This window comes from Burkholderia dolosa (genome assembly GCF_902499135.1).
Classification (GTDB): domain Bacteria; phylum Pseudomonadota; class Gammaproteobacteria; order Burkholderiales; family Burkholderiaceae; genus Burkholderia; species Burkholderia dolosa.
In genome coordinates, this window is record NZ_CABVPR010000044.1 from 1 (window position 1) to 25290 (window position 25290).

The 25290-nt window shown below is 69.6% G+C and carries 24 protein-coding genes; 18 read left to right on the forward strand and 6 right to left on the reverse strand.

The window, feature by feature from the left end; all coding sequences use genetic code 11:
* Positions 1-167 precede the first annotated feature (167 nt).
* The 7 genes from BUB20358_RS19135 (at position 168) to BUB20358_RS19165 (ending at position 5830) form a co-directional block, all read left to right on the forward strand.
* Positions 168-704, forward strand: a complete 537-nt coding sequence (locus BUB20358_RS19135; RefSeq protein WP_006764563.1) for an NUDIX domain-containing protein — start codon at positions 168-170, stop codon at positions 702-704.
* Positions 705-852: 148 nt separating this feature from the next.
* Positions 853-1290, forward strand: a complete 438-nt coding sequence (locus BUB20358_RS19140) for an acyl-CoA thioesterase (RefSeq protein WP_035972557.1) — start codon at positions 853-855, stop codon at positions 1288-1290.
* 14 nt (positions 1291-1304) lie between these two features.
* Positions 1305-2240, forward strand: a complete 936-nt coding sequence (locus BUB20358_RS19145) for a branched-chain amino acid ABC transporter permease (protein WP_035972556.1) — start codon at positions 1305-1307, stop codon at positions 2238-2240.
* Positions 2233-3471, forward strand: coding sequence for a branched-chain amino acid ABC transporter permease (locus BUB20358_RS19150; protein ID WP_035972555.1), 1239 nt, complete (start codon positions 2233-2235; stop codon positions 3469-3471). Before BUB20358_RS19145 ends, BUB20358_RS19150 begins: the two co-directional genes overlap by 8 nt.
* Positions 3468-4220 carry an ABC transporter ATP-binding protein gene (locus tag BUB20358_RS19155; protein WP_035972554.1) on the forward strand — a complete coding sequence of 251 codons (753 nt, stop codon included), beginning with the start codon at positions 3468-3470 and terminating at the stop codon, positions 4218-4220. Before BUB20358_RS19150 ends, BUB20358_RS19155 begins: the two co-directional genes overlap by 4 nt.
* Positions 4217-4921 carry an ABC transporter ATP-binding protein gene (locus tag BUB20358_RS19160; protein WP_035972552.1) on the forward strand — a complete coding sequence of 235 codons (705 nt, stop codon included), beginning with the start codon at positions 4217-4219 and terminating at the stop codon, positions 4919-4921. The genes BUB20358_RS19155 and BUB20358_RS19160 overlap by 4 nt, the downstream gene beginning before the upstream one ends.
* A 162-nt stretch (positions 4922-5083) precedes the next feature.
* On the forward strand, positions 5084-5830 hold the full coding sequence (locus BUB20358_RS19165) for a glucose 1-dehydrogenase (RefSeq protein ID WP_006764559.1): 747 nt from the start codon (positions 5084-5086) through the stop codon (positions 5828-5830).
* A 47-nt stretch (positions 5831-5877) separates the two neighbouring features.
* Here the strand turns inward: BUB20358_RS19165 and BUB20358_RS19170 are convergent, their stop codons facing one another.
* The 5 genes from BUB20358_RS19170 to BUB20358_RS19190 all read right to left on the reverse strand — a co-directional run bounded on the left by BUB20358_RS19170 (position 5878) and on the right by BUB20358_RS19190 (position 12194).
* Positions 5878-6372, reverse strand: coding sequence for a heme-degrading domain-containing protein (locus tag BUB20358_RS19170; RefSeq protein ID WP_006764558.1), 495 nt, complete (start codon positions 6370-6372; stop codon positions 5878-5880).
* A gap of 73 nt (positions 6373-6445) precedes the next feature.
* Positions 6446-7264 (reverse strand): 5-deoxy-glucuronate isomerase, encoded by an 819-nt coding sequence (iolB, locus tag BUB20358_RS19175; protein ID WP_006764557.1) that lies wholly within the window; start codon positions 7262-7264, stop codon positions 6446-6448.
* A 58-nt stretch (positions 7265-7322) separates the two neighbouring features.
* A complete protein-coding gene (iolE, locus tag BUB20358_RS19180; RefSeq protein WP_006764556.1) occupies positions 7323-8252 on the reverse strand; it encodes a myo-inosose-2 dehydratase in 930 nt (309 codons plus the stop codon).
* A 58-nt stretch (positions 8253-8310) separates the two neighbouring features.
* Positions 8311-10194, reverse strand: a complete 1884-nt coding sequence (gene iolD, locus BUB20358_RS19185) for a 3D-(3,5/4)-trihydroxycyclohexane-1,2-dione acylhydrolase (decyclizing) (protein ID WP_035973367.1) — start codon at positions 10192-10194, stop codon at positions 8311-8313.
* Positions 10195-10238: 44 nt separating this feature from the next.
* Positions 10239-12194, reverse strand: a complete 1956-nt coding sequence (locus tag BUB20358_RS19190; protein WP_035972549.1) for a bifunctional 5-dehydro-2-deoxygluconokinase/5-dehydro-2-deoxyphosphogluconate aldolase — start codon at positions 12192-12194, stop codon at positions 10239-10241.
* Positions 12195-12497: 303 nt separating this feature from the next.
* Here BUB20358_RS19190 and BUB20358_RS19195 point away from each other — a divergent pair, with 303 nt between their 5' ends.
* From BUB20358_RS19195 to BUB20358_RS19230, 8 genes are all read left to right on the forward strand, one after another.
* Positions 12498-13424: a sugar ABC transporter substrate-binding protein gene (locus BUB20358_RS19195; RefSeq protein ID WP_006764553.1), complete on the forward strand. Its 927-nt coding sequence runs from the start codon at positions 12498-12500 to the stop codon at positions 13422-13424.
* Positions 13425-13492: 68 nt separating this feature from the next.
* Positions 13493-15049 (forward strand): sugar ABC transporter ATP-binding protein, encoded by a 1557-nt coding sequence (locus tag BUB20358_RS19200; RefSeq protein WP_006764552.1) that lies wholly within the window; start codon positions 13493-13495, stop codon positions 15047-15049.
* 27 nt (positions 15050-15076) lie between these two features.
* Complete coding sequence (locus tag BUB20358_RS19205; protein ID WP_006764551.1) at positions 15077-16102, forward strand: ABC transporter permease; 1026 nt, start codon at positions 15077-15079, stop codon at positions 16100-16102.
* A gap of 42 nt (positions 16103-16144) precedes the next feature.
* Positions 16145-17059: a sugar phosphate isomerase/epimerase family protein gene (locus BUB20358_RS19210; protein ID WP_006764550.1), complete on the forward strand. Its 915-nt coding sequence runs from the start codon at positions 16145-16147 to the stop codon at positions 17057-17059.
* A 56-nt stretch (positions 17060-17115) separates the two neighbouring features.
* Complete coding sequence (iolG, locus tag BUB20358_RS19215; RefSeq protein WP_006764549.1) at positions 17116-18129, forward strand: bifunctional inositol 2-dehydrogenase/D-chiro-inositol 1-dehydrogenase; 1014 nt, start codon at positions 17116-17118, stop codon at positions 18127-18129.
* 52 nt (positions 18130-18181) lie between these two features.
* Positions 18182-19108 (forward strand): TIM barrel protein, encoded by a 927-nt coding sequence (locus BUB20358_RS19220; protein ID WP_006764548.1) that lies wholly within the window; start codon positions 18182-18184, stop codon positions 19106-19108.
* A 106-nt stretch (positions 19109-19214) separates the two neighbouring features.
* On the forward strand, positions 19215-20387 hold the full coding sequence (locus BUB20358_RS19225; protein ID WP_006764547.1) for a Gfo/Idh/MocA family protein: 1173 nt from the start codon (positions 19215-19217) through the stop codon (positions 20385-20387).
* Positions 20388-20671: 284 nt separating this feature from the next.
* A complete protein-coding gene (locus BUB20358_RS19230; RefSeq protein WP_035972546.1) occupies positions 20672-21559 on the forward strand; it encodes a MurR/RpiR family transcriptional regulator in 888 nt (295 codons plus the stop codon).
* A 57-nt stretch (positions 21560-21616) separates the two neighbouring features.
* Here the strand turns inward: BUB20358_RS19230 and BUB20358_RS19235 are convergent, their stop codons facing one another.
* Positions 21617-23137 (reverse strand): CoA-acylating methylmalonate-semialdehyde dehydrogenase, encoded by a 1521-nt coding sequence (locus tag BUB20358_RS19235; protein ID WP_006764544.1) that lies wholly within the window; start codon positions 23135-23137, stop codon positions 21617-21619.
* 112 nt (positions 23138-23249) lie between these two features.
* Between BUB20358_RS19235 and BUB20358_RS19240 the strand changes: the two genes are divergently transcribed.
* The 3 genes from BUB20358_RS19240 (at position 23250) to BUB20358_RS19250 (ending at position 25166) form a co-directional block, all read left to right on the forward strand.
* On the forward strand, positions 23250-24185 hold the full coding sequence (locus BUB20358_RS19240) for a LysR family transcriptional regulator (protein ID WP_045552476.1): 936 nt from the start codon (positions 23250-23252) through the stop codon (positions 24183-24185).
* A 118-nt stretch (positions 24186-24303) separates the two neighbouring features.
* The gene (locus tag BUB20358_RS19245) at positions 24304-24531 is read left to right on the forward strand and encodes a sulfurtransferase TusA family protein (protein WP_006402122.1); all 228 of its coding nucleotides are present in this window, start codon (positions 24304-24306) and stop codon (positions 24529-24531) included.
* A gap of 221 nt (positions 24532-24752) precedes the next feature.
* On the forward strand, positions 24753-25166 hold the full coding sequence (locus BUB20358_RS19250; protein ID WP_035972541.1) for a hypothetical protein: 414 nt from the start codon (positions 24753-24755) through the stop codon (positions 25164-25166).
* Positions 25167-25290 lie beyond the last annotated feature (124 nt).

A 25290-nucleotide genomic window follows, 5' to 3' on the forward strand; every position in this document is an offset into this window, starting at 1 on the left:
CCGCCGGCTTCGCGGCGAGCGCCGCCGGCGGTCGCGCGCGCCGCTGACGTCGGCGGGGCCGGATCGTCTGCCGCGCGGGCAAACTCGCTAGAATGAAGCCTTTCCCGCGCCGAGCGGGCGCGCGAGCCGCCGGCGAGCGGCGGCCGCGCGCCCGCCACGTCTCCACGATGACCACTGCCGACTACCGTTTCTGCCCGCGCTGCGCGCGCCCGCTGACCGAGCGCGCCGATCCCGAACACGAGGGCGGCCGCATCCGCCAAGCCTGCCCGGACGACGCGTGCGGCTACGTGCACTGGAACAACCCGCTGCCGGTCGTCGCCGCGATCGTCGAGCTCGACGGCAAGATCCTGCTCGCGCGCAACGCGGCCTGGCCGGAAGGGATGTTCGCGCTGATCACCGGCTTCCTCGAGAACGGCGAAACGCCCGAGGCCGGCATCGCGCGCGAGGTGTTCGAGGAAACCGGGCTGAAGGCCGAGCAGGTCACGCTCGTCGGCGTCTATGAATTCATCCGCAAGAACGAGCTGATCATCGCGTATCACGTGCGCGCATCCGGCGCGGTCGCGCTGTCGCCCGAACTGCTCGAATACAAGCTCGTCGATCCGCCGCTGCTGCGTCCATGGCGCGCCGGCACCGGCCACGCGCTCGCCGACTGGATGCGTGCGCGCGGCCTCGATTTCGAGTTCGTCGACCGGCCGGGGCAGTGACGCACCGGCCTGCACCGCGAATGCCGATATCGACCGCCGCGGGCCGCCGCGCCGCACGCGATCGCGATACGGCGGCTCGCGCGGCGCACCCCTGCGATACCGCAACACCGCCGCGTTTCCCGTTCTTCGTCCCGATACCGCTACCGACATGTCCGACAAACCGCAGCCGCGTCTTCGCGACGCGTACCGCCACTTCCTGCCGATCACGACGCGCTGGATGGACAACGACGTCTACGGACACGTGAACAACGTCGTCTACTACAGCTACTTCGATACGGTCGTGAACGAGTATCTGATCCGCGCCGGCGTGCTCGACGTCGAGCACGGACAGACGATCGGCCTCGTCGTCGAGACGCAGTGCAACTACTTCGCGCCGCTCGTGTTTCCGCAGGCGGTCGACGCGGGGCTGCGCGTCGCGAAGCTCGGCACGTCGAGCGTGCGCTACGAGATCGGACTGTTCGCGGCGGGCGCCGACGCGCCGGCCGCGCAGGGGCACTTCGTGCACGTGTACGTCGATCGCGGCACGCGCCGCCCGGTGCCGCTGCCCGACGCGCTGCGCGCGGCACTCGCGCCGCTCGCTGGCTGACGGGCATCGCCGCGATGCATACGTTCGCGCTCGACGCGTTCAACGGTCTGAGCTACGGCTTGCTGCTGTTCATGCTGTCGGCCGGCCTCACGCTGATTTTCAGCGTGCAGGGCGTGCTGAACTTCGCGCATGCGAGCTTCTACATGCTCGGCGCGTACGTCGGCTACGGCATCGCCGCGCGGGCCGGCTTCTGGTGCGCGCTCGTGTTCGCGCCGCTCGCGGTCGGGCTGATCGGCGCGGGCTGCGAGCGCTGGCTGTTGCGCCGCGTGCAGGCACGCGGCCACACGAGCGAGCTGCTGCTGACGTTCGGCCTCGCGTATCTGATCGGCGAGGGCGCGAAACTCGTCTGGGGGCTCGCGCCGCTGCCCGCGCCGGTGCCCGCGTGGTTCGACGGCGCGCCGGTCGTCGCGTTCGACGTCGCGCTGCCGCGCTACCGGCTGTTCATGATGACGATGTCCGCGACGATGCTGATCGCGCTCGGCGTGCTGCTGCGCGTGTCGCGCGTCGGACTCGTCGTGCGCGCGGCGCTCACGCATCGCGCGGCGGTCGAGGCGCTCGGCTACGACGTGCCGCGCGTGATGACCGGCCTGTTCGGCGCGGGCACCGCGCTCGCCGCGCTGGCCGGCGTGATCGGTGCGCCGCTCGCGGTGATCGAGCCGGCGCTCGCCGAGACGGTCGGCTCGGTGGTGTTCGCGGTCGTCGTGATCGGCGGGCTCGGTTCGCTCGGCGGCGCGTTCGTCGCGTCGCTCGCGGTCGGCTTCGCGCAGACCTTCGCCGCGTCGAGCGACACGTCGCTGCGCGAGCTCGCGCTGTGGGCCGGCGTCGCGCTGCCCGACGGCGTCGGCGCGATATCGATTGCGCAGCTCGCGCCGCTGGTGCCGTACCTGCTGCTGGTCGCGGTACTGGTCGCACGTCCGCGCGGCCTGTTCGGCGAGCGTGCCGATGCGTAGCCGCAGCGGGTCCGGCATCGTCCGCTGGGCGCTGTTCGCGGCGTGCGTCGCGCTGCCCGCATGGCTGTGGCCGCACGGCGCGGTGCTCGGCTATCTCGCGCAGACGGCTGCGCTCGTCGTGCTCGCGCTGTCGTACAACCTGCAGCTCGGCACGACGGGCCTGCTGTCGTTCGGACATGCGGCATTCGCCGGTCTCGGCGCGTTCGCGGCCGCGCACTGGTTCAACCGCTTCGGCGGTCCGCTGCCGCTGCTGCCGCTCGTCGGCGGCGCGGCCGGCGCGGGCTTCGGCTTCGTCGCGGGCCTGCTCGCGACGCGGCGCGCCGGCACCGCGTTCGCGATGATCACGCTCGGCCTCGGCGAATGCGTGGCGGCCGCCGCGTGGAGCGTGCCCGCGTGGTTCGGCGGGATCGGCGGCGTGCCGATCGACCGCGCGAGCGGCACGCCGTGGGGCGGCTGGCATTTCGGCGCGCCGGCGCACGCGTATGCGGTGATCGCCGCGTGGTGCATCGCGTCGGCCGTCGCGATGCATGCGCTCACGCGTACGCCGTTCGCGCGCCTCGCGAACGCGGTGCGCGACAATCCCGCGCGCGTCGCGGCGCTCGGCACCGATCCGCGCCGCGTGCGGCTCGCGATGGTCACGTGCGCGTCGTTCTTCGCGGGGATTGCCGGCACGCTGACGCTGATCGACGTCGAGATCGCGACGCCCGACAGCGTGTCGATGGCGCGTTCGGCGACCGTGCTGATTGCCGCCGTGATCGGCGGCACCGGCTCGTTCTTCGGGCCCGCGGCCGGCGCCGCGGTGCTGACCGCGCTGAGCGTCGTCGTCGCGAGCGTGTCGCGCGCATGGGCGCTGTATGTCGGCGTGCTGTTCGTCGCGATCGTCGTCGCGGCGCCGCACGGGCTGGCAGGCATCGCGGCGGCTATCGCGCACGCGCTGCGCCGCGGCGCGCCGGCCGTCGAGCGGTGGCGCCTGCTGTGCGGCGTCGCCGCCTGCGCGTTCTGGGGCGTCGCGCTCGTGTGCGCGGCCGAACTCGGCTACGCGCTGCGCTTCGCGCAGGACGGCGGGGCCGGGTTCGCGTTCGGTGCGGCGCGCATCGACGCGGACACGCCGCTCGGCTGGGCCGTCGCCGCGTGCGCGGCCGGCATCGGCACGCTGCTGTGGAGCTGGCGCACGCGGCTCGCGCACGATGGGCGGCATGCGCAGCGTGACGAGCGGGAGCGCATCCGATGAACGGCAACGCGATCGCGCTGCACGGCATCGTGCAGCGCTTCGGCGCGCAGACGGTGCTCGACGGCGTCGATCTCGGCGTCGCGGCCGGCGAGCGCCACGCGCTGATCGGACCGAACGGCGCCGGCAAGTCGACGCTGTTCGGCGTGATCGCCGGCGCGATCCGGCCGACGCGCGGCCGCGTCGTGCTGCACGGCGTCGAGCTGCGCGGGCGCGGGCCGGTCGTCGCGAGCCGGCTCGGCATCGGCCGCAGTTTTCAGCAGACGAGCGCATTCGCGCGGTTGACCGTGTTCGACAACCTGCGCTGCGCGGCGCTGCATGCGCCGGACGAGCGGCGGCGCTGGTGGAGCCGGCTGCGCGAATCGGCGTCGGTCGATCGCGCGGCCGCGCGCGTGCTGCACGACATCGGCCTCGACGCGCAGCGCGACACGCCGGCCGGCGAACTCGGCTATGCGGAGCAGCGCGCGCTCGATCTCGGGATCGCGCTCGCGAGCGGCGCGCGCACGCTGCTGCTCGACGAGCCGACGGCCGGCATGAGCCGCGCGCAGGCGGCGCGGATGATCGCGTTGATCCGCGCGACGACGCAAGGCCGCACGGTGCTGATGATCGAGCACGACATGGACACGGTGTTCGGCTTTGCGGAACGCATCACGGTGCTCGTGCGCGGCGCGGTGGTCGCGAGCGGCGCGCCGGACGCGATCCGCGCCGATCCGGCGGTGCGCGCCGCGTATCTCGGCGAGGGCCGCCGATGAGCGCGCTGCTCGACATCCGCGGGCTGCGTGCGTGGTACGGCGCGCAGCCGGTGCTCGACGGCGTCGATCTCGCGCTCGCGCCGGGCGAGACGCTCGCGCTGCTCGGCCGCAACGGCTCGGGGCGCTCGACGTTCGCGAAAGCGGTGATGGGGCTCGTGCGCACGGCCGGCTCGGTGCGCATCGCCGGCGCCGAATGCGCGGGCGCGCGCCCGTTCGAGATCGCGCGGCGCGGCGTCGCTTACGTCGCCGAAAGCCGCGACGTGTTCCCGCTGCTGACGGTGCGCGACAACCTGCGGCTCGGCTTGCGCGGTTTGCGCGGCGCGGCCGAGCGCGCGGCGCTCGAGCGGCTGTTCGCGCGCTTTGCGCTGCTCGCCGCACGCGCGGACGTGAAGGCGGGACGGCTGTCGGGCGGCGAGCAGCAGGTGCTCGCGCTGGTGCGCGCGCTCGCCGGCGGCCCGTGCGTGCTGATCGTCGACGAACCGGCCGAAGGGCTCGCGCCGCTCGCGGTCGACGAAGTCGGCGCGTGCCTCGCCGCGCTGCAGGCCGACGGCGTCGCGATCGTGCTGATCGAGCAGCGGCTGCAGCTCGCGCCGCGGCTGGCCGCCCGCGTCGCGGTCATGGGGCGCGGGCGGATCGTCTACGACGGATCGCTCGCGACGCTCGGCGGCGACGTCGCCGACGCGTGGCTGAGCGCCGGCTGACGGCCGGCCCGTCGATTGTTCGGCTGGCCGCGCCACTCAATTCGGCTCGGGCCGCTTTATCGCCGCTGCGCGAGCGCCTACATTTGCCAGCAACGCCGGTGCGCCGCACGCGCGGCATCCGGGGCCCATCCATCGAAAGTCTTCAGACTGAGGAATGAAATCATGAGCAAGCTGGCAGGCAAGGTCGCAATCGTCACGGGCGGATCCAAAGGCATCGGCGCCGCGATCGCGAAGGCGCTGGCCGCCGAAGGTGCGGCGGTCGTCGTCAACTATGCGAGCAGCAAGGCGGGCGCGGATGCGGTCGTCGGTGCGATCGTCGATGCGGGCGGCCGGGCGGTCGCGGTGGGCGGCGACGTGTCGAAGGCGGCCGACGCTCAGCGCATCGTCGACACCGCGATCGACACGTACGGCCGTCTCGACGTGCTCGTGAACAATTCGGGCGTCTACGAATTCGCGCCGATCGACGCGATTACCGAAGCGCACTACCGCCGCCAGTTCGATACGAACGTGTTCGGGCTGCTGCTCACGACGCAGGCCGCCGTCAAGCATCTCGGCGAAGGCGCGAGCATCATCAACATCAGCTCGGTGGCGACGAGCGTGACACCGCCGGCGAGCGCCGTCTACAGCGGCACGAAGGGCGCGGTCGACGCGATCACCGGCGTGCTCGCGCTCGAACTCGGCCCGCGCAAGATTCGCGTGAACGCGATCAATCCGGGAATGGTGGTGACCGAGGGCACGCACACGGCCGGCATCGTCGGTTCGGATCTCGAGAAGCAGGTGCTCGCCGACACGCCGCTCGGCCGCCTCGGCGAGCCGGACGACATCGCGTCGGTCGCGGTGTTCCTCGCGTCGGACGACGCGCGCTGGCTGACCGGCGAGCGCATCGTCGCGAGCGGCGGCCTGCGCTGAGCGCGGCGCGCGACGCGATCGTGCGACAGCGTGCTGCGGTGGCGCCGCTACGCGATCAGTGCCGCCGCCTGCGCGCCGACGTGCCAGCGCAGGCTTTCGACGACGAGCGCGTGATTGCGCTCGGAGTCGAGCCCCGCGATCGTCATCGCGCCGACCATCCCGGCGCCGTCGAGCCGCAGCGGCACGCCGCCGCCGTCGAGCGCGTAGTCGTCGTCGGACAGCCCTTGCGAGCGCAGCGACCAGCCCGCGCGGCGAAACTGCGCGCCGACTTCGAGCGAACTGAGCCCGAAGCGCAGCACCGTGTTCTGCCGGCGCCGAATCGCGTCGCTGTCGGCCGCATCGCTGCCGTCGAGCGCGCAGTAGAACAGCGGCGCATGCCGGCCGACGATGCACACCGCGATCGGCAGCCCACGCCGCGATGCGACGTTGATCGCGATTTCGCCGAGCCGGCGTGCGACGTCCGCGTTGAAGCACGGCAGCGTCGGCTCCGACACGTCGCCGTCGAACGGCTCGTGTTCGATGCGCAGGAAGGTCGTCGCCATCGCAGCTCCGTATCGTTGCGTTCTCCGTTGCGTTCGTCGCGCGTCCGGCGTCGCGCGTCCGTTCATCGTGCGTTCAGCGCGTCGGCGCGTCAGCGAGCATCCATTCGTGCGCGGGATCGTTCTTGAACGCCCACGCACGGGTCGGCCCCGCCATCACGTTCAGGTAGTACAGGTTGTAGCCGTGCGGCGCGACGACCGGGTGATAGCCGCGCGGCACCATCACGACGTCGTGGTTCTCGATCGCACAGGCTTCGTCGAGGCTGCGGTCGTCCGTGTACACGCGCTGGAACGCGAAGCCCTGCGGCGGATCGATCCGGTGATAGTACGTTTCCTCGAGCGACGTTTCGTCGGGCGCCGCGTCGCGGTCGTGCTTGTGCGGCGGATAGCTGCTCGAATGGCTCGCGGGCGTGACGACTTCGACGACGAGCAGCCGATCCGCGGCCGGGTTGTCGCCCATCAGGATGTCGCACACGTAGCGCGTATTCGTGCCTTGCCCGCGCACCGAGCGGCGCATCCGCTCACCGTCGAGCCGCTGCACGGTCTTGTCGCCGCTCGCGTACGGCGCGGTGCACAGCGCGACTTCCGCGTCGCGCGACGCGACCAGCGTCACGCGCTTGCCGCCCGGCACGTACAGCGCGTCGGGCGACACGTCGTCGAATACGCTGTCGCGCCTGCCGAGCGCGTCGTACGTGCGGCCATCGACTTCGGCGCGCACGGTGCCCGTCAGCACGACGACGCACAGTTCGCGCGTGCCGGTGTCGACCGTTTCGGCGTCGCCGGCCTTCAGACGCAGCGCGCGAAAGCCGACGTGCTTCCAGCCGGCCGACTCCGGCGTCACGTTGCAGATCTCGCGGCCCGGCGAGGCCTTGACCAGCAGGGGAGAAATCGTCATGGGAAAGAGGCTCCGCAATGGGGAATCGATGGGAAACGGGCAGGGAACGGCCGCCGCATCATGCGCTCAGCCGGTCGACGATCGCGCGCAGCGACTCGTAGCCCTTCTTCGCATACTGATAGCTCGGCGCGACGGCCGGATCCTGTTCGGCTTCGACGACGAGCCAGCCTTCGTAGCCGGCGTCCTTCAGCGTGCGCAGCGTTGCGTCGTAGTCGAGCGCGCCGTCGCCGGGTACGGTGAACGTGCCGTTGATCACGCCGTTCAGGAAGCTCCAGCCGTCGTTGCGCGCCTGCGTGACGACCTGCGGCCGCACGTCCTTGCAGTGCACGTGCACGACGCGCGACACGTGCTTCTTCAATAGCGCGACCGGATCGCGCGCGCCGCCGAAATACGCGTGGCCGGTGTCGAACAGCAGGAACACCTTCGCCGGGTCGGTCAGCGCCATCAGGCGGTCGACGTCGTCCGGCGATTCGACGTACGCGCCCATGTGATGGTGATACGCGAGCTTGATTCCGTACGTGTCGAGCAGATGCGCGCCGAATGCGTCGAGCCGCGCCGCGTAGCGCTGCCACGCGGCATCGTCGACGAAGCGCGGCCGCTTCGCGACCGGCGTGTCGATGCGCCCCTGGATCGTGCCCGCGCATTCGCCGTAGACGACGACCTTCACGTCGTTGTACTGCAGCTTCGTCATGTGCGCGCGGCAGCGCTCGATCTCGGCCGCGACTGCATCGTCGTCGGTCATGCCGGGCGCGACTTCCGCGAGAAAGCCCGAATACCAGCCGGACACGCACACGAGGCCGAATTCCGCGAGCTTCGCCTTCAGCTCGGGGCCTGTCTTCGGAAACTTGTTGCCGAGCTCGAAGCCCGCGTAGCCGATTTCGGCGCCTTCCTTCAGCGCCGTCTCGAGCGGCGTTTCGCCGCCGAGCGACGGCAGGTCGTCGTTCATCCACGACAGGGGATTGATACCGATGCGAACGTTCCAGCTCATGTCAGGCTTCCTCGATGTTGTTGTCGCGTGCGTGCGGGCGGGCCAGGGCGGCGCGGCGTCAGCGCCGCTGCCGCGTCTTTTCGTCCAGATAGCGGCGATGCGCGTGCTCGACGTCGGGCCGCGCGGACACTTCCGGCACCGCGACTTCCCACCACGCGCCGCCGTCGTCGGTCGTGCGCCGATGCGTGGTGTCGATCACGAGCACCTGGCTCTTCTTCGCCGCGCGTGCGCGCCGCATCTCGGTGCGCAGCTCGGCGACGTCGCGCACGTGCACGGCTTCGGCGCCCATCGCGCGCGCATGCATCGCGAAGTCGATCGTCGAGCGTTCGCCGCCTTCCGGCACGCAATCGTCGAGCATGTTGTTGAAGCTCGCGCCGCCGCAGTTCAGCTGCAGCCGCTCGATGCAGCCGTAGCCGCGGTTGTCGAGGATCACGACGATGATCTTGCGGCCGAGCATCACGGACGTCGCGAGCTCCGCGTTGAGCATCATGTACGAGCCGTCGCCGACGATCACGATCACTTCGCGCTCGGGCCGCGCGAGCTTCGCGCCGAGCCCGCCCGCGATTTCGTAGCCCATGCACGAGTACGCATAGTCCATGTGATAGTTGCCCGGCACGCCGCTGCGCCACAGCTTGTGCAGCTCGGCCGGCAGCGTGCCGGCCGCGCAGACGACCAGATCGTCGCGCGCGCTGTCGCGCCCCGCATCGGCGGCCGAGTCGCGCACCGCGCCGATCACGTCGGCGTCGTACGGCAGCGTGTCGTTCGGCACGCGCGTCGTCAGTTCGGTCACGCGCGCGTTCCAGGCGGCGGCCTGATCGCGGTTCGCGGCCGTCCATCCGGCGTCGGCCTGCCAGCCCGCGAGCGCGGCCGACAGCTGGCCGAGGCCGGTGCGCGCGTCGGCGACGAGCTGCCGGCCGCGTTTCTTGCCCGCGTCGAACGGCTGCACGTTCAGGCTCAGCAGCGTCGCGTGGCCGAACAGCGCGTGCGAGCCCGTCGTGAAGTCCTGCAGCCGCGTGCCGACCGCGAGCACGACGTCGGTCTGCGCGGCCGCGCGGTTCGCGGCGGGCGATCCGGTCACGCCGATCGAGCCCAGGTTCAGCGGGTGATCCCACGCGAGGCTGCCCTTGCCGGCCTGCGATTCGGCGACGGGCACGCCGTGCGTATCGGCGAACGCGCGCAGCGCGTCCCATGCCTGGCTGTACAGCACGCCGCCGCCGGCCACGATCAGCGGCTTCTTCGCGGCCTTCAGCACGTCGAGCGCATCGGCGAGCTCGAGCGCGTCGGCCGGCGGCCGGCGCATCCGGATCAGCGGCGGCGCGAAGAAATCCTCGGGCCAGTCGTACGCGAACGTCTGCACGTCCTGCGGCAGCGCGAGACAGACCGGCCCGCACTGCGCGGGATCGGTCATCACCTGGATCGCGCGCGGCAATGCGACGAGCAGCTGCTCGGGCGACGTGATGCGGTCGAAGTAGCGGGTGACCGGACGGAAGCAGTCGTTCGCGCTGACGTCGCCCTGCTCGAAATCCTCGACCTGCTGCAGCACCGGATCGGGCAGCCGCGACACGAACACGTCGCCGGGCAACAGCAGCAGCGGCAGCCGGCCGACGTGCGCGAGCGCGGCCGACGTCAGCATGTTGGTCGCGCCGGGGCCGATGCTCGACGTCGCGGCCATCATCCGCTGCCGGAAATTCGCTTTCGCGAAGGCGATGGCCGCATTGGCCATCCCTTGCTCGTTGTGCGCGCGGTACGTCGGCAGCCGGTCGCGTTCGGCGTGCAGCGCCTCGCCGAGGCCGGCCACGTTGCCGTGGCCGAAGATCGCGAACACGCCGCCGCAGTACGGCAGGATCTCGGTGCGTCCGTCGGGCTGCGCGACTTCGGCGCGCAGCGCGGCCAGATAACGGACCAGCGCCTGGCTGACGGTCAGTCTTACGGTTTGGGTCATCGTCGTTCGAGGAAAAGGAGTCGAATGGATGCGCGGGCCGCGCGTCAGGCCGCGGCGGCGCGCGCCGCGTCGCGGCGGCCGAGCCACGCGTCCACCAGCTGCGCGAAGTTGCCGGCGACTTCGTCGATCAGCGCCTGATCGTCGATGCGGCCGGCGAGCCAGTTCAGCGACGCGTCGGCCCACAGCGTGCGGCCGACCATGAAGCCCTTGACGATCGGGTTCGTCGCCGAGCGGAAGCTGTCGACCAGATACTGCAGCGGCTGGTTCAGCCCGAGGATCACCGCGCCGCGGCAATGGCGGTCGCGTTCGGCGACGAGCGCCTGGAGCCGCGCCCAGCCGTCGGCGCTCATCGGCGCGAGCTTCCACCATTCGGGCATCACGCCGAGGTTGTAGAAGCGCGCGACCGTGCGCAGCACCGCGTCGTCCTCGGTGCCGGCCGGCGTGACCGCGCGCGGCGGAATGATCTCGAGCAGCAGCTCGTTGCCGGTTGCGCGCGTGGCTTCCCACAGTTCGAGCACGCGCTGCTCCTGCGCGACGCGCAGGTCGACGTCGTCGTCCGGGTGATAGTGGACGAGGCACTTCACGACCTGCTCGGTCGGCCAGTGCACGAGCGCGGAGCCGACCGAGCGCGTTTCGTCGAAGCGCAGCGGCCGCGAGCCGGGCAGCTCGACCGGGCGGCCGACCCACCAGCCGCGTCCGGTCGCCGACGCGAGCGCGTCGCGCCCGTATGCGCCGCCGTCGATCAGCACGCCGACGTGGCCTTCGATCCGTCGGTCGCGCTCGACCTGTTCGGCCGCGCGCACGAGCAGACGCTTGAGCGTCTTGATCCGCGCTTCGTCGGCGCCGGCCTGCACCGCGAGTTCGTAGAACTGGCTGCGATGGTCGAACGCCATCACGCACAGGTCGTCCCATTCGCGGCGCGGCACCGTCACGCGATGCAGATGCGCGAGCGTGCGGTCGGCGTCGACCTGCGGGTTGCGGCTGCCGCCGAACCAGTGCGCGAGCTCGGTCGGCGTCGGCATCGCGGCCGAGCATGCGTGGCGCGACACGACGATCGCGCCGCACGCGTTCGCGATGCGCGTCGATTCGGCCCAGTCGCGGCCGCGCAGCAGCCCCGACAGCAGCCCGGACAGGAATGCGTCGCCGGCGCCGAGCACGTTCAGCACCTCGACGCGTTCGCCATGGAACGTCGGCGCATCGTCGATGCGCGCGGGAACGTCGCGTTCGATCACGCAGCAGCCGAGCGCGCCGCGCTTGACGACCAGCACCGCGCCGCTCACGCGGCGCACGGCCTGCAGCGACGCGATCAGGTCGTGCGGCACGCCGCCCGCGATCAGGAATTCCTCCTCGGTGCCGACCAGCAGGTCGAACTCGCCGAGCACCTGCTGCAGCTGCCGCGTGACCTCCGCATCGGGCACGTAGCGGTTCTCGCCGGCGCCGCGTGCGGTGAGCCCCCACAGCACCGGCCGGTAGTCGATGTCGAGAATGCGCACGACGCCGTGGCGGCGCGCGTAGCCGAGCGCGGTCAGCGACGCTTCGCGCGTGCCGGGCGTCGACAGGTGCGTGCCGGTGATCGCCAGCGCGCGGCAGCGGGCGATGAAGTCCTCGCGGATTTCGTCGGCGCGCACGGCCATGTCCGCGCAGTTTTCGCGCACGAACAGCAGCGGGAACGTGTCGCGATCCTTCAGCCCGAGCAGCACCAGCGCGGTCAGCCGCTCCGGATCGGTCTGCAGCTGGCTCGTGTCGCAGCCTTCGCGCTCGAGCGTCTCGCGCACGAAGCGGCCCATCTGCTCGTCGCCGACGCGCGAGATCATCGCGGTCTTCAGCCCGAGCCGCGCGACGCCGAACGCGACGTTGCCCGACGAGCCGCCGAGATACATCTGGAACGTGCGCGCGTCCTCCAGCCGGCTGCCGTACTGCTGCGCGTAAAGATCCACGGCGACGCGGCCGAGGCAGGCGAGATCGATGGGGCGGTCACTCGGAAAGTTCAACGGGCTCATAGACGGTTCACGCTCGCGGCCGGCGTTCGGCGCTGCCGGCTGATTGGGGACCGATTCGCGGCGACGTCGGCGGACCGCGCTTGCACGACGCACGCGCGCCCGCCGCACGGGAATCGGGCTACGGACGCAGTCTAGTATTTTTGGAAATCCAGTTCCCTAGGTGAAATCACGTAGAAATAAATTTCCACATCGTCGACGAAGTGTTCTACAGTTTCATCCGGATGCTGCAGTCGGTATCGGACTCGGCACGACGGCGCGCAACGCGCCGCTTTCCGCCCCCGGAGATGAGGAGACAGATCGATCATGAAGACCAAGCTGATGGCCGTCGCGGCCGCCGCGATCCTGGCGATGCCGCTCGCGCATGCCGAGAAGATCGGCGTGACGATGGCGTCGTTCGACGACACGTTCCTGACCATCCTGCGCAACAGCATCGCGGACGCGGCGAAGAAGGACGGCGCGACCGTGCAGATCGAGGATGCCGGCAACGACGTCGGCAAGCAGTTGAGCCAGGTGCAGAACATGATCGCGCAGAAGGTCGACGCGATCGTCGTGAACGCCGTCGACACCGACGCGACGCCGAAGATCACGAAGATGGTGACGGCCGCTAAGATCCCGCTCGTCTACGTGAACCGCAAGCCGGTCGATTTCGACAAGCTGCCGGCCGGCGTCGCGGTGGTCGCGTCGGACGAGAAGCAGTCGGGCACGCTGCAGGCGCGCCAGGTGTGCAAGCTGCTCGGCGGCAAGGGCGACATCCTGGTGCTGATGGGCGAGCTGTCCAACGAATCGGCGCGCGCGCGCACGAAGGACATCGAGGACGTGATCGCGACGAAGGACTGCTCGGGCATGCGCATCGTCGACAAGCGCGAAGGCAAGTGGAGCCGCACGCAGGGCCAGGACATCACGATGAACTGGCTGAGCTCCGGGACGAAGTTCGACGCGATCGTGTCGAACAACGACGAAATGGCGATCGGCGCGATCAACGCGCTGAAGGCCGCGCGCAAGCTGACGCCGAAGACGATCGTGGCCGGCATCGACGCGACGCCGGACGGGCTCGCCGCGATGAAGAACGGCGAGCTGAAGGTGTCCGTGTACCAGAACGCGTCGGGCCAGGGTTCGCAGGCGGTCGCCACCGCGCTGAAGCTCGCGCGCAAGCAGAACGTCGAGCGCTACGTGAACGTGCCGTTCGAGCTCGTGACGCCCGAGAACATGAACCAGTACGCCAAGCACTGACCGGCGATCCGATGAACTGCGCAGGCCCGGCGCGTGCCGGGCGCGCGTGCGATTTTCGAGGAACGTCCATGTTTACAGCCAGGATGGCGCGCCCGCCGGCCGGCGAGGCCGCGCCGGGTTCGTCCGGCCCGGCGGCTCCCGGCGACTGCGTGCTCGAGGTGCGCGGCGTCGGCAAGTCGTTTCCCGGCGTCGTCGCGCTCGACGGCGTGCAGTTCCGCGTGCGCCGCGGCACCGTTCATGCGCTGATGGGCGAGAACGGCGCGGGCAAGTCGACGCTGATGAAGATCATCGCGGGCGTCTATACGCCCGACAAGGGCGAGATCCTGATCAACGGCGAGCCGGTCGTGCTGAACGGCCCGCTCGACGCGCTCGAGCGCGGGATCGCGATGATCCATCAGGAACTGAACCTGATGCCGTACATGACGGTCGCGGAGAACATCTGGATTCGCCGCGAGCCGAAGAACCGCTTCGGGCTGATCGATCATGCGGAACTGCGCCGCCGCACCGCCGCGCTGTTCGAACGGCTGTCGATCGACATCGATCCGGAAGCCGACGTGCGCACGCTGACCGTCGCGAGCCGGCAGATGGTCGAGATCGCGAAAGCCGTGTCGTTCGATTCCGACGTGCTGATCATGGACGAGCCCACGTCCGCGCTGACCGACAAGGAAGTCACGCACCTGTTCCGGATCATTCGGCAGCTGCGCGAGCAGGGCAAGGGCATCGTCTACATCACGCACAAGATGAACGAGCTGTTCGAGATCGCCGACGAGTTCTCGGTGTTCCGCGACGGCAAGTACATCGGCACGCATGCGTCGGCCGACGTCACGCGCGACGACATCATCCGGATGATGGTCGGCCGCGAGATCACGCAGATGTTCCCGAAGGAGACGGTGCCGATCGGCGACGTCGTGCTGTCGGTGCGCAATCTCGGCGTCGACGGCGTGTTCCGCGACGTGAGCTTCGATCTGCGCGCCGGCGAGATTCTCGGCGTCGCGGGCCTCGTCGGCTCGGGGCGCTCGAACGTCGCCGAAGCGCTGTTCGGCGTCGTGCCGGCCACGTCCGGCGAAATCCGCATCGACGGCAAGCCGGTGCGCATCGCGACCCCCGCGCAGGCGATGAAGCACGGGATGGCGTTCCTCACCGAGGACCGCAAGGACACCGGCTGCTTCCTGAACCTCGACCTGCTCGCGAACATGGAAGCGGCGGTGCTGAGCCGCCGCTACGTGAAGTTCAACTTCGTCCGGCATGCGCAGCTCAAGCGCGACTGCGACGAAATGAGCCGGATGCTGCGCGTGAAGGCGCCCGGGCTGCACGAGGAAATCCAGAACCTGTCGGGCGGCAACCAGCAGAAGGTGCTGATCGGCCGCTGGCTGCTCACGCAGCCGCGCATCCTGATCCTCGACGAGCCGACGCGCGGCATCGACGTCGGCGCGAAGGCCGAGATTCACCGGCTCGTCAGCGCGCTCGCCGGCAAGGGCGTCGCGGTGCTGATGATCTCGTCGGAGATGCCGGAAGTGCTCGGCATGAGCGACCGCGTGATGGTGATGCACGAAGGGCGGATGACCGGCATCGTCGATCGCAAGGACGCCGACCAGGTCCGCATCATGGACCTCGCATCGCGCTGAGCGGCAACAAGCATGGAGACAACTGAAATGGGCAATCTGAATCCGGTCGCCGATGCGCAGACCATGACGATCAAGACGCGGCACGCGAAGTGGCCGCCCGAGCTGAGCATCTTTCTCGTGCTGGTGGGCATCAGCCTGTTCTTCGAGGCGATCGGCTGGGTCGTGGTCGGCCAGAGCTTCCTGTTCAACGCGGAGCGGCTCGAGATCATCGTGCTGCAGATGGCGGTGATCGGCATCATCGCGGTCGGCGTGAACCTCGTGATCATCACGAGCGGGATCGACCTGTCGTCGGGGTCCGTAGTCGCCGCGGCGGCGGTCGTGTCGGCGAGCCTCGCGCAGGTGTCCGATTTTCCGCGCGCGGTGTTTCCGCATCTGACCGACCTGCCGGTGATCTGGCCGGTGCTCGCCGGCGTGTGCGTCGGCTTGCTGGTCGGGCTGCTGAACGGCTCGCTGATCGCGCTGACCGGCATTCCGCCGTTCATCGCGACGCTCGGCACGATGGTCGCCGCACGCGGGTTCGCGAAGTGGTTCACGAACGGGATGCCGGTGTCGATGCTCACCGACCAGTTCGCGGCGATCGGCGCGGGTGCGAACCCGGTGATCGTCTTCGTCGTCGTCGCGGCGATCTTCCACGTCGTGCTGCGCTATACGCGCTTCGGCAAATACACGTATGCGATCGGCGCGAACCGCCATGCGGCCGTCGTGTCGGGCATCAACGTCACGCGTCACCTGGTGTTCGTGTATGCGATCGCCGGGCTGCTGAGCGGCATCGCGGGCACCGTGACCGCCGCGCGCGCGATCTCCGGCCAGTCGGGGATGGGCGTGATGTACGAGCTCGATGCGATCGCGGCCGTCGTGATCGGCGGCACGTCGCTGTCCGGCGGCCTCGGGCGCGTGACCGGCACGGTGATCGGCGTGCTGATCCTCGGCGTGATGACGTCGGGCTTCACGTTCATCCGCATCGACGCGTACTACCAGGAGATGGTCAAGGGCGCGATCATCGTCGCGGCCGTGATCGCCGACCAGTATCGCAACAAGAAAGGGCGCCGCTGACCGGCGGCGACGATTCCGAACGACGAGGAACGCGCACACGACATGAAGATCGCTCTCGATCCGTACATGATCCGCCACCTGCCGCTCGACCGGCTGCCGCACGCGGTCGCCGAGCTCGGCTACGACCAGATCGAGCTGTCGCCGCGCAGCGACTTTCTCGACTGGTGGGTGATGCCGCGCGCGACGCGTGAACGCATCGCCGCGTTCCGGCATGCGCTGCGCGCGGCCGGCGTCGGCCTCGCGTCGCTGCAGCCGATGTACCGGTGGGCGAGCCCGTTCGAGGACGAGCGGCAATGGGCGGTGCGCTGCTGGAAGAAGGCGATCGAGGTCGCGCTCGAGATGGAGTGCGCGCTGATGGTGTCCGAGTTCGGCCGCGGCGCATCGCCGGAGCGGTCGGTCGGCGAGCGGCCCGGCGCGAATCCGAAGGAAATGTGCGAAGCCGCGTGGTTCCGCTCGATGGACGAGCTGCTGCCGATTCTCGAGCGCGAGCGCATCGTGCTGTCGGTCGAACCGCATCCGGAGGACTGGATCGAGCAGCTGCAGCCGGCGATCGACATCGTCACGAACCTCGGCTCGCCGGCGCTGCGGCTGTCGTACATCGCGCCGCACACGTTCTACTACGGCGACGACATGGCCGCGATGATCGCGCAGGCCGCGCCGATTCTCGCGCACGTGCGCGTGGCCGACACGTTCGATCACCGCAAGAGCAGCCAACTGCGCTACATCGTGAATCCGCCCGGCTCGAACCAGATCCGCGTGCACCAGCATCTCGACATCGGGCAGGGCGAGATCGACTGGGACGTGTTCTTCCGCGCGCTCGGCGACGCGGGCTTCGACGGCGTGATGTCGTCGTGCGTGTTCGCGTGGGAAGACCGCGCGGACGCGTCGTCGCGCTACATGCGCGAGACGATCCAGCGCTACGTCGACCGCCATTTCCTGCCGCGCAGCGCGCACTGAAAACCTTGTGAGCGGCGCGGCCCGCCCGCGCCGTCGATGACCGACTGGAGACCCAGATGACTTTGCAAATCGGCGTGATCGGCTGCGGCGCGATCGGCCAGGACCATATCCGCAGACTCACCCGCACGCTGTCCGGCGCGCGCGTCGTGGCCGTCAACGACATCGACGCGCAGCACGCGCGCGATGCGGTCGCGAAATACGCGCCCGACGCGGAGATCTACGCGGACGGCCACGACGTGATCGCGGCCGCCGACGTGCACGCCGTGCTCGTCACGTCGTGGGGGCCGACGCACGAGGCGTTCGTGCTCGATGCGATCGCGCACGGCAAGCCGGTGTTCTGCGAGAAGCCGCTCGCGGTGACGGCCGACGGCTGCATGCGGATCGTCGAGGCCGAAATCGCGCACGGCAGCCGGCTCGTGCAGGTCGGCTTCATGCGGCCGTACGACGAAGGCTATCGCGCGCTCAAGCGCGTGATCGACAGCGGCGAGATCGGCGCGCCGCTGATGCTGCATTGCGCGCACCGCAACCAGTCGGTCGGCGAGCGCTACACGACCGACATGGCGATCACCGATACGCTGATCCACGAGCTCGACGTGCTGCGCTGGCTGCTCGGCGACGACTACGTGAGCGCGCAGGTCGTGTATCCGAGGAAGACGCGCCATGCGAGCGCGCATCTCGCCGATCCGCAGATCGTGCTGCTCGAAACCGCGCGCGGCGTGCGCATCGACGTCGAGATCTTCGTGAACTGCCAATACGGGTACGACATCCAGTGCGAGGTGGTCGGCGAGAACGGCATCGCGAAGCTGCCCGATCCGCCGGCGGTCGCGATCAAGCACGCGGCGCGGCATGCGGTCGAGATCATGACCGACTGGAAGGAGCGCTTCATCGCGTCGTACGACGTCGAGCTGCAGGCGTTCATCGACGGCGTGCGGCAGCGCGCGCTGACCGGCCCGTCGGCATGGGACGGCTACGCGGCCGCGGTCGCGGCCGACGCGTGCGTGCGCGCGCAGAAGAGCGGGGCGGTCGAGCCGATCGCGATGGCCGAACGTCCGGCGTTCTATCGCGCGTGAGCTGCGGCAGCGGCGCCGCACACGCGGCGCGCTGCTTTTTACGGGGACCGACATGACGATGAAGATAGGCTGCGCGCCGTGCTGCTGGGGCGTCGACGACGTGAAGAACCCGCACCTGCCGCCGTGGCGGCACGTGCTCGCCGAAGCGTCGGCGGCCGGGTATTCGGGCATCGAGCTCGGCCCGTACGGCTACATCCCGCTCGAGCTCGACGTCGTGCGCGCGGAGCTGGAGCGGCGGCGGCTGAGCATCACGGCCGGCACGATCTTCGACGATCTCGTGTCGCCCGGAAACCTGCCGAACCTGCTGCGCCAGACGCGCGACATCTGCACGCTGATCACGCAGTTGCCGAAGCTGCCGACGCAGCCCGGGCAGCGCTACGCGGCGCCGTATCTGGTCGTGATGGACTGGGGGCACGACGAGCGCGATTACGCGGCCGGCCATTCCGAACGCGCGCCGCGTCTCGCGCCCGAACGCTGGGCGCGGATGGTCGACCATATCGCGCAGATCGCGACGCTCGCGCGCGACGCGTTCGGCGTGCGCGCGGTGGTTCATCCGCATGCGGGCGGCTATATCGAATTCGCGGACGAGATCGACCGGATCGTCGCGGACGTGCCGGCCGACACGGCCGGGCTGTGCCTCGATACGGGCCACCTGTACTACTCGGGCATGGATCCGGCCGACTGGCTGCGCCGCCACGCGGCGCGGATCGACTACGTGCACTTCAAGGATATCGACGCGTCGGTGTACGACGCGGTGATGGGCGAGCACATCGCGTTCTTCGCCGCATGCGCGCGCGGCGTGATGTGCCCGATCGGCCGCGGCGTGCTCGACTATCGCGCGATCAAGCGCACGCTCGACGACATCGGCTACGCCGGCTACATCACGATCGAGCAGGAGCGCGATCCGCGCAACGCGGGCACGAGCCTGCGCGACGTCGCCGCGAGCCGTGCGTTTCTCGCGTCGGCCGGGTTCGCTTGAGCGACGCAACGCGCGAATGCACGAACGCGCGAAAGCATGAATGCACGAATGCGAATTCGAAGCACTGAAACCGGACACCTGAATACGAACTGAGGAACACGACACCATGATCGACGGACAGATTGTGCTGGGACATTCGATTCCGTGGGGAATGGTCGGCGGCGGGCTCGGCAGCCAGATCGGCTACAGCCACCGGTCGGCCGCGCTGCGCGACGGCAGCTTCCGGCTCGTCGCCGGCGCGTTCGACATCGATCCCGAGCGCGGCCGGCAGTTCGGCGTGAAGCTCGGTGTCGACGCCGAGCGCTGCTATCCCGACTACCGGACGATGTTCGAAGCCGAAGCGGCACGCGCGGACGGCATCCGCGCGGTGTCGATCGCGACGCCGAACAACACGCACTTCGAGATCTGCCGCGCCGCACTGAACGCGGGGCTGCACGTGGTGTGCGAGAAGCCGCTGTGCTTCACGACCGACGAGGCCGAGGCGCTGCAGCGGCTGTCGATCGACAGGAACCGGATCGTCGGCGTCGCGTACGGCTATTCCGGCCACCAGATGATCGAGCAGGCGCGCGAGATGATCGCGCGCGGCGACCTCGGCGAGATCCGCATCGTGCAGATGCAGTTCGCGCACGGCTTTCACAGCGACGGCGTCGAAGCCGCGAGCGCGGCCGCCCGCTGGCGCGTCGATCCGAAGTTCGCTGGGCCGAGCTACGTGCTCGGCGACATCGGCACGCATCCGCTGTACATCTCCGAAGTGATGGCGCCGGCGCTGAAGATCCGCCGGCTGATGTGCTCGCGGCAGAGCTTCGTGAAGAGCCGCGCGCCGCTCGAGGACAACGCGTTCACGATCATGGAGTACGACACCGGCGCGATCGGCTACGTGTGGTCGAGCGCGGTGAACGCAGGCTCGATGCATGGCCAGAAGGTGCGCGTGATCGGGTCGAAGGCGAGCGTCGAATGGTGGGACGAGCATCCGAACCAGTTGCGCTACGAAGTGCAGGGACAGCCCGCGCAGGTGCTCGATCGCGGGATGGGCTATCTGCATCCGAACGCGCTGCGCGACGATCGCATCGGCGCCGGACATCCGGAAGGGCTGTTCGAAGCGTGGTCGAACCTGTATGCGCGTTTCGCGCTCGCGATGGACGCGGCCGACCGCGGCGACACGGCGGCGCTGAAGAACATCCGCTTTCCCGACGTCCATGCGGGCGTCGAAGGCGTACGATGGGTCGAGAATTGCGTACGTTCCGCGGATGCGGGCGGCGTGTGGGTCGACTATCGCTGAGCATGCCGGGCCGCAGCGGGCGCGGCATGCTCGGCGCGTCGCACGCCGCACGGCCGGCATCGGTACACGCCCCGATATTGGCGGCGTGTCGCGGCGTCGGAGAATCGTTCCGGCTGCCGCCGTCGACCGTATGCGAGCGACGATCGAGCGCGTGGGAGCGAGCGTGCGGCGCGGGCCGTGCCGCAAACGTGATTAAATTCGCCCTTCACGCATGTATCCAGCCGAGTCCCGGGCCGCGTTCTGCTGCATCGCGCGCACCGGGACCGCCAACTTCGCGCTATCCGATGAGCTCATCCGAGAAACCGCCTGCCACCGTCGAGCAGTTCCTGCAGCGTCTGACGCAGGAGTACGACGGCCTCAGCAATCGCCTGAAGGCCATAGCGCGCCACGTCGAAACGCATCGGGACGGGCTCGGCCTCGAAGGAATCCAGTCGCTCGCCGACGCGTGCGGCGTCCAGCCGTCGGCCGTCGTGCGCTTCGCGAAGCATTTCGGGTTTTCCGGCTTCTCGGAGATGCAGCGGCTGTTTCGCGAAGGGCTCGCGCAGCAGATCGCGCCGGGCCGCGCTTACAGTCTGCGGCTGCGCGACGTGATCGAATCGGGCTCGTCGAGCCTGCAGCCCGAGCAGATCGCCGACGAGTTCATCAAGGGCAGCATCGCCGGGATGCAGCAGCTGCGGCAGACGCTCGATACGACCGCGCTCGCGCACGCGGTCGACCTGCTGGCCGATACGCAGGCGATCTGGATCGCCGGTTCGCGCCGCGCGTTTCCGATCGCCGTGTATCTCGACTATGCGCTGCAGCACACCGACAAGCGCGTCGGACTGTTCAGCGCGCTCGGCAGCATGCAGCTCGGGCAGATCCGCTCGGTGCGCGCCGGCGACGTGATGATCGTCATCTCGTTCATGCCGTATGCGGAAGAAACGGTGCAGGTCGCGCAGCAGGCGGTGCAGCGCGGCGCGCGGCTGATCGCGATCACCGACAGCCGCATGAGCCCGATCGCGCGCGACGCGGAGGTGACGCTGATGGTGCAGGAAAGCGCGACGTTCGGGTTCCGCGCGCTGACCGCGACGATGGGCCTCGCGCAGAGCCTGTTCGTCGCGCTCGCGTACCGGCTCGAGCTGTCGTACATGCCGACGTCGGGCGGCGCGCACGGGACGAAGGCCGCGGGCTAGCGCGTGAACGGGCGCTGACGCAACGCGCGCGGCCCGCGAGCCGCGCGCGTGCGGCGATTACTTCGCGGTCGGCATCGCGAATTCGGCGCCCTTGCCGATGCTCGACGACCAACGCTGCATCACCGACTTCTGCCGCGTGTAGAAGCGCACGCCTTCCTCGCCGTAGGCGTGCATGTCGCCGAACAGGCTCTTCTTCCAGCCGCCGAATCCGTGCCACGCCATCGGCACCGGAATCGGCACGTTGATGCCGACCATCCCGACCTGGATGCGCTGCGCGAATTCGCGCGCGATCCCGCCGTCGCTCGTGAAGCACGACACGCCGTTGCCGAATTCGTGCGCGTTGATCAGATCGACCGCTTCGCCGAAATCCTTCACGCGCACGCAGCCGAGCACCGGCCCGAAGATCTCTTCCTTGTAGATCCGCATGTCGGGCGTCACGTGGTCGAACAGCGTGCCGCCGGTGAAGAAGCCTTCCTCGCGGCCCGGCACGCGCAGCCCGCGGCCGTCGACCACCAGCTTCGCGCCTTCGCGCACGCCTTGCTCGATATAGCCTTCGATGCGCTTCAGCGCTTCGCCGGTCACGATCGGACCCATCTCGACTTCGGGCGACATGCCGTCGCCGATCACGAGCTTGCGCGCGCGCTCGGCGATCATCGGCACGATCCGGTCCGCGACGTCGCCGACCAGCACCGCGATGCTGATCGCCATGCAGCGCTCGCCGGCCGAGCCGTACGCGGCGCCGATCAGCGCATCGACCGCCTGCTCGATGTTCGCGTCCGGCATCACGACGAGGTGGTTCTTCGCGCCGCCGAGCGCCTGCACGCGCTTGCCCGACTGCACCGCGCGCTGCTGCACGTATGCGGCGATCGGCGTCGAGCCGACGAAGCTGACAGCCTGTACGTCCGGATGATCGAGCAGCGCGTCGACCGCGCCCTTGTCGCCCTGCACGACGTTGAACACGCCGGCCGGCAGCCCGGACTGCGTGAGCAGGTCGGCAATGAACAGCGCCGCCGACGGATCGCGCTCGCTCGGCTTCAGCACGAACGTGTTGCCCGCCGCGATCGCGACCGGGAACATCCAGCACGGCACCATGCACGGGAAGTTGAACGGCGTGATGCCGGCGACGACGCCGAGCGGCTGACGCATCGTCCAGTTGTCGATGCCGGTGCTGACCTGGTCGGTGTAGTCGCCTTTCAGCAACTGCGGAATCCCGCACGCGAATTCGACGATGTCGATGCCGCGCGCGACTTCGCCCTGCGCGTCGGAGAACACCTTGCCGTGCTCGGCCGTGATGATCGCCGCGAGCGTATCGCGGTGCTCGTTCAGCAGCTGCAGGAAGCGGTGCAGCACGCGCGCGCGGCGAATCGGCGGCGTCGCGGCCCAGGCCGGAAACGCGGCGTGCGCGGACGCGACCGCGCGATCGACTTCGCTGCCGTCGGTGAGCGCGACGCGGCGCACCGCGCGGCCGAGCGCCGGATTGAGGACGTCCTGAAAGCGGCCGCTGCGGCCGGCGACGGGCGCGCCGTCGATATAGTGGCCGACGTCGGCGTCGGACGTGTACGCGGGAACCGGATTCATCGTGTCTCCTTGGGGTTTCGAGGCAGGGAAGGTCCTCAGTCTAGGCAAACGCGCGGCCGCGGAGAAGGTCGGTCAGCTTGATTCACTGTTCAGAATTTTGAATAATCGCCGGATGAACCAGCAAAATGTCCAGGCGCTCTGGCCGCATATCCATTCGCTGACGGTGCTCGCGGCGGCAGGCAGCTTCACGGCCGCCGCGCAACGGCTCGGGATCAGCAAGGCCGCGATGAGCCAGCGCATCGCCGATCTCGAAAAGGCGGCCGGCGTGCCGCTCGTGCGTCGCACGACGCGCAGCGTGCGGCTCACCGACGCAGGGCAGACGCTGGTCGACAGCACGCGCGACGCGTTCGAGTCGATCGGGCAGCACTTCGCGCGCGTGAAGGAACTGGCCGGCGAGCCGCGCGGGCTACTGCGCGTGACGGCGCCGGTCGCGCTCGGACGGCAGCAGATCGTCCCGCATCTGCCCGATTTCCTGCGCCGGCATCCGGGCGTGAACATCGAGCTCGACCTGTCCGATCGGCTGCATTCGCTGACGCAGGAAGGGTTCGATCTCGCGATCCGCCACACGACGACCGCGCCGCAAACGCACGTCGCGTGGAAGCTGTGCGACACGCGTTCGCTGCTCGTCGCGAGCCGCGACTATCTGGACGCGCGCGGCGCGCCGCGGCATCCGGCCGAACTCGTCGATCACAGCTGCCTGTGCTACCTGCGCGACAACGAACCGACCGCATGGAGCTTCGAGCCGCACGGCCGGCGCCGCGAGCGCGTGAGCGTGCCGGTGCGCGGCAGCTTCGCGGCGAACAACAGCGAGGCGATGCGCGAGGCCGCGCTCGGCGGGCTCGGCATCGCGCTGCTGCCCGATTTCAGCGCGCGGCGCGATCTCGACGCGGGCCGGCTCGTCGCGCTGCTCGACGGATGGCGCCCGTCCGGCGCGTTCGGCGACCACATCTTCGCGATCCGGCCGTACAGCCCGGTCGTGCCGAGCGCGGTGCGCGCACTCGTGCGGCATCTGCGCGAGCGGCTCGCCGGCGGGTTTTCCGGCGCGTGACGGCGCGCCGCCCGCCGCGCGGCGGCCCGGCAGCTGCCGGGCGCGTGCGGCGGCGCTGCGGTAAAATCGCGGCTTCCTCCCGCGCCGGCATGGCGCGTCATTCGAAGGTCGACAGCCGATGCAGATTCACAAGGAAGTGGACGCGCGCGGGCTCAATTGCCCGTTGCCGATCCTGCGTGCGAAGAAAGCGCTCGCCGATATGGAGAGCGGGCAGATCCTCAAGGTGCTCGCGACCGATCCCGGCTCGCAACGCGATTTCGCCGCGTTTGCGAAGCAGACGGGCAACGAGATCGTCGAATCGACGACGCAGGACAAAACCTTCGTGTTCCTGATGCGCCGTCGCTGACGGTGCGCATCGTGCCCGCCGCCGTCGCGGCGCGCGCCTTCGGCGCCCGGTTCTCGCCCGGACGCGCCTGTCTGACAATTCTTAAACCTTGCGCCGCGGCCGGCTGCGTATACTGACCCGGCCGGTCGTCCGCGCTTGACGGATGCATCGGCCGCGGTACGTCGTACAGGGCGGGCACGGGGGCCATGCCTGACGCTACCGCCGTACAACGGGGAAAGGACATGCCCTTCAGACCAGGGACCATTCGAAGTCCGTCCGGAGCGGAATGCATCGCGCCCGCACGCGCGGCAGGGCCGGGCCGTATCGAGCTCGACCCGCAACAGGATCGCCACGCGCGTGCCGCGCTGGAAGCCTACGCGGATTCGGCTGCAGCGGAGATGCCGTGGCTCGCCGAATGGCTCGATGAACGGTTGCGCGACGCGGCGCAGGATGACGACGAGGCCGGTATCACGTATTGCGGCGCGACGGTCGAGCGTGTGTTCGATCTCGCGCATGCGTGGGCGGCAGGCCAGCCCGATTACGCGGCCGCGGCGTGGGAAAACGTGCGCGGCCAGTTGCACCGGATGCTCGGGCAACGGCGCGTGCGCGACGACGATTTCGCCGAGCCGATGGCCGGCATCGCAGGCACCGATTAGGCGCGCAATTGCGCGACCCGGACGATTATTCGAACAAAGGACCGTATTCCGCGCAATTTCTTGGTGAATTTCATACTACTATGATGAAATCGCCGGTTCGTCCGCGCCCCGTTTTTGAGATATT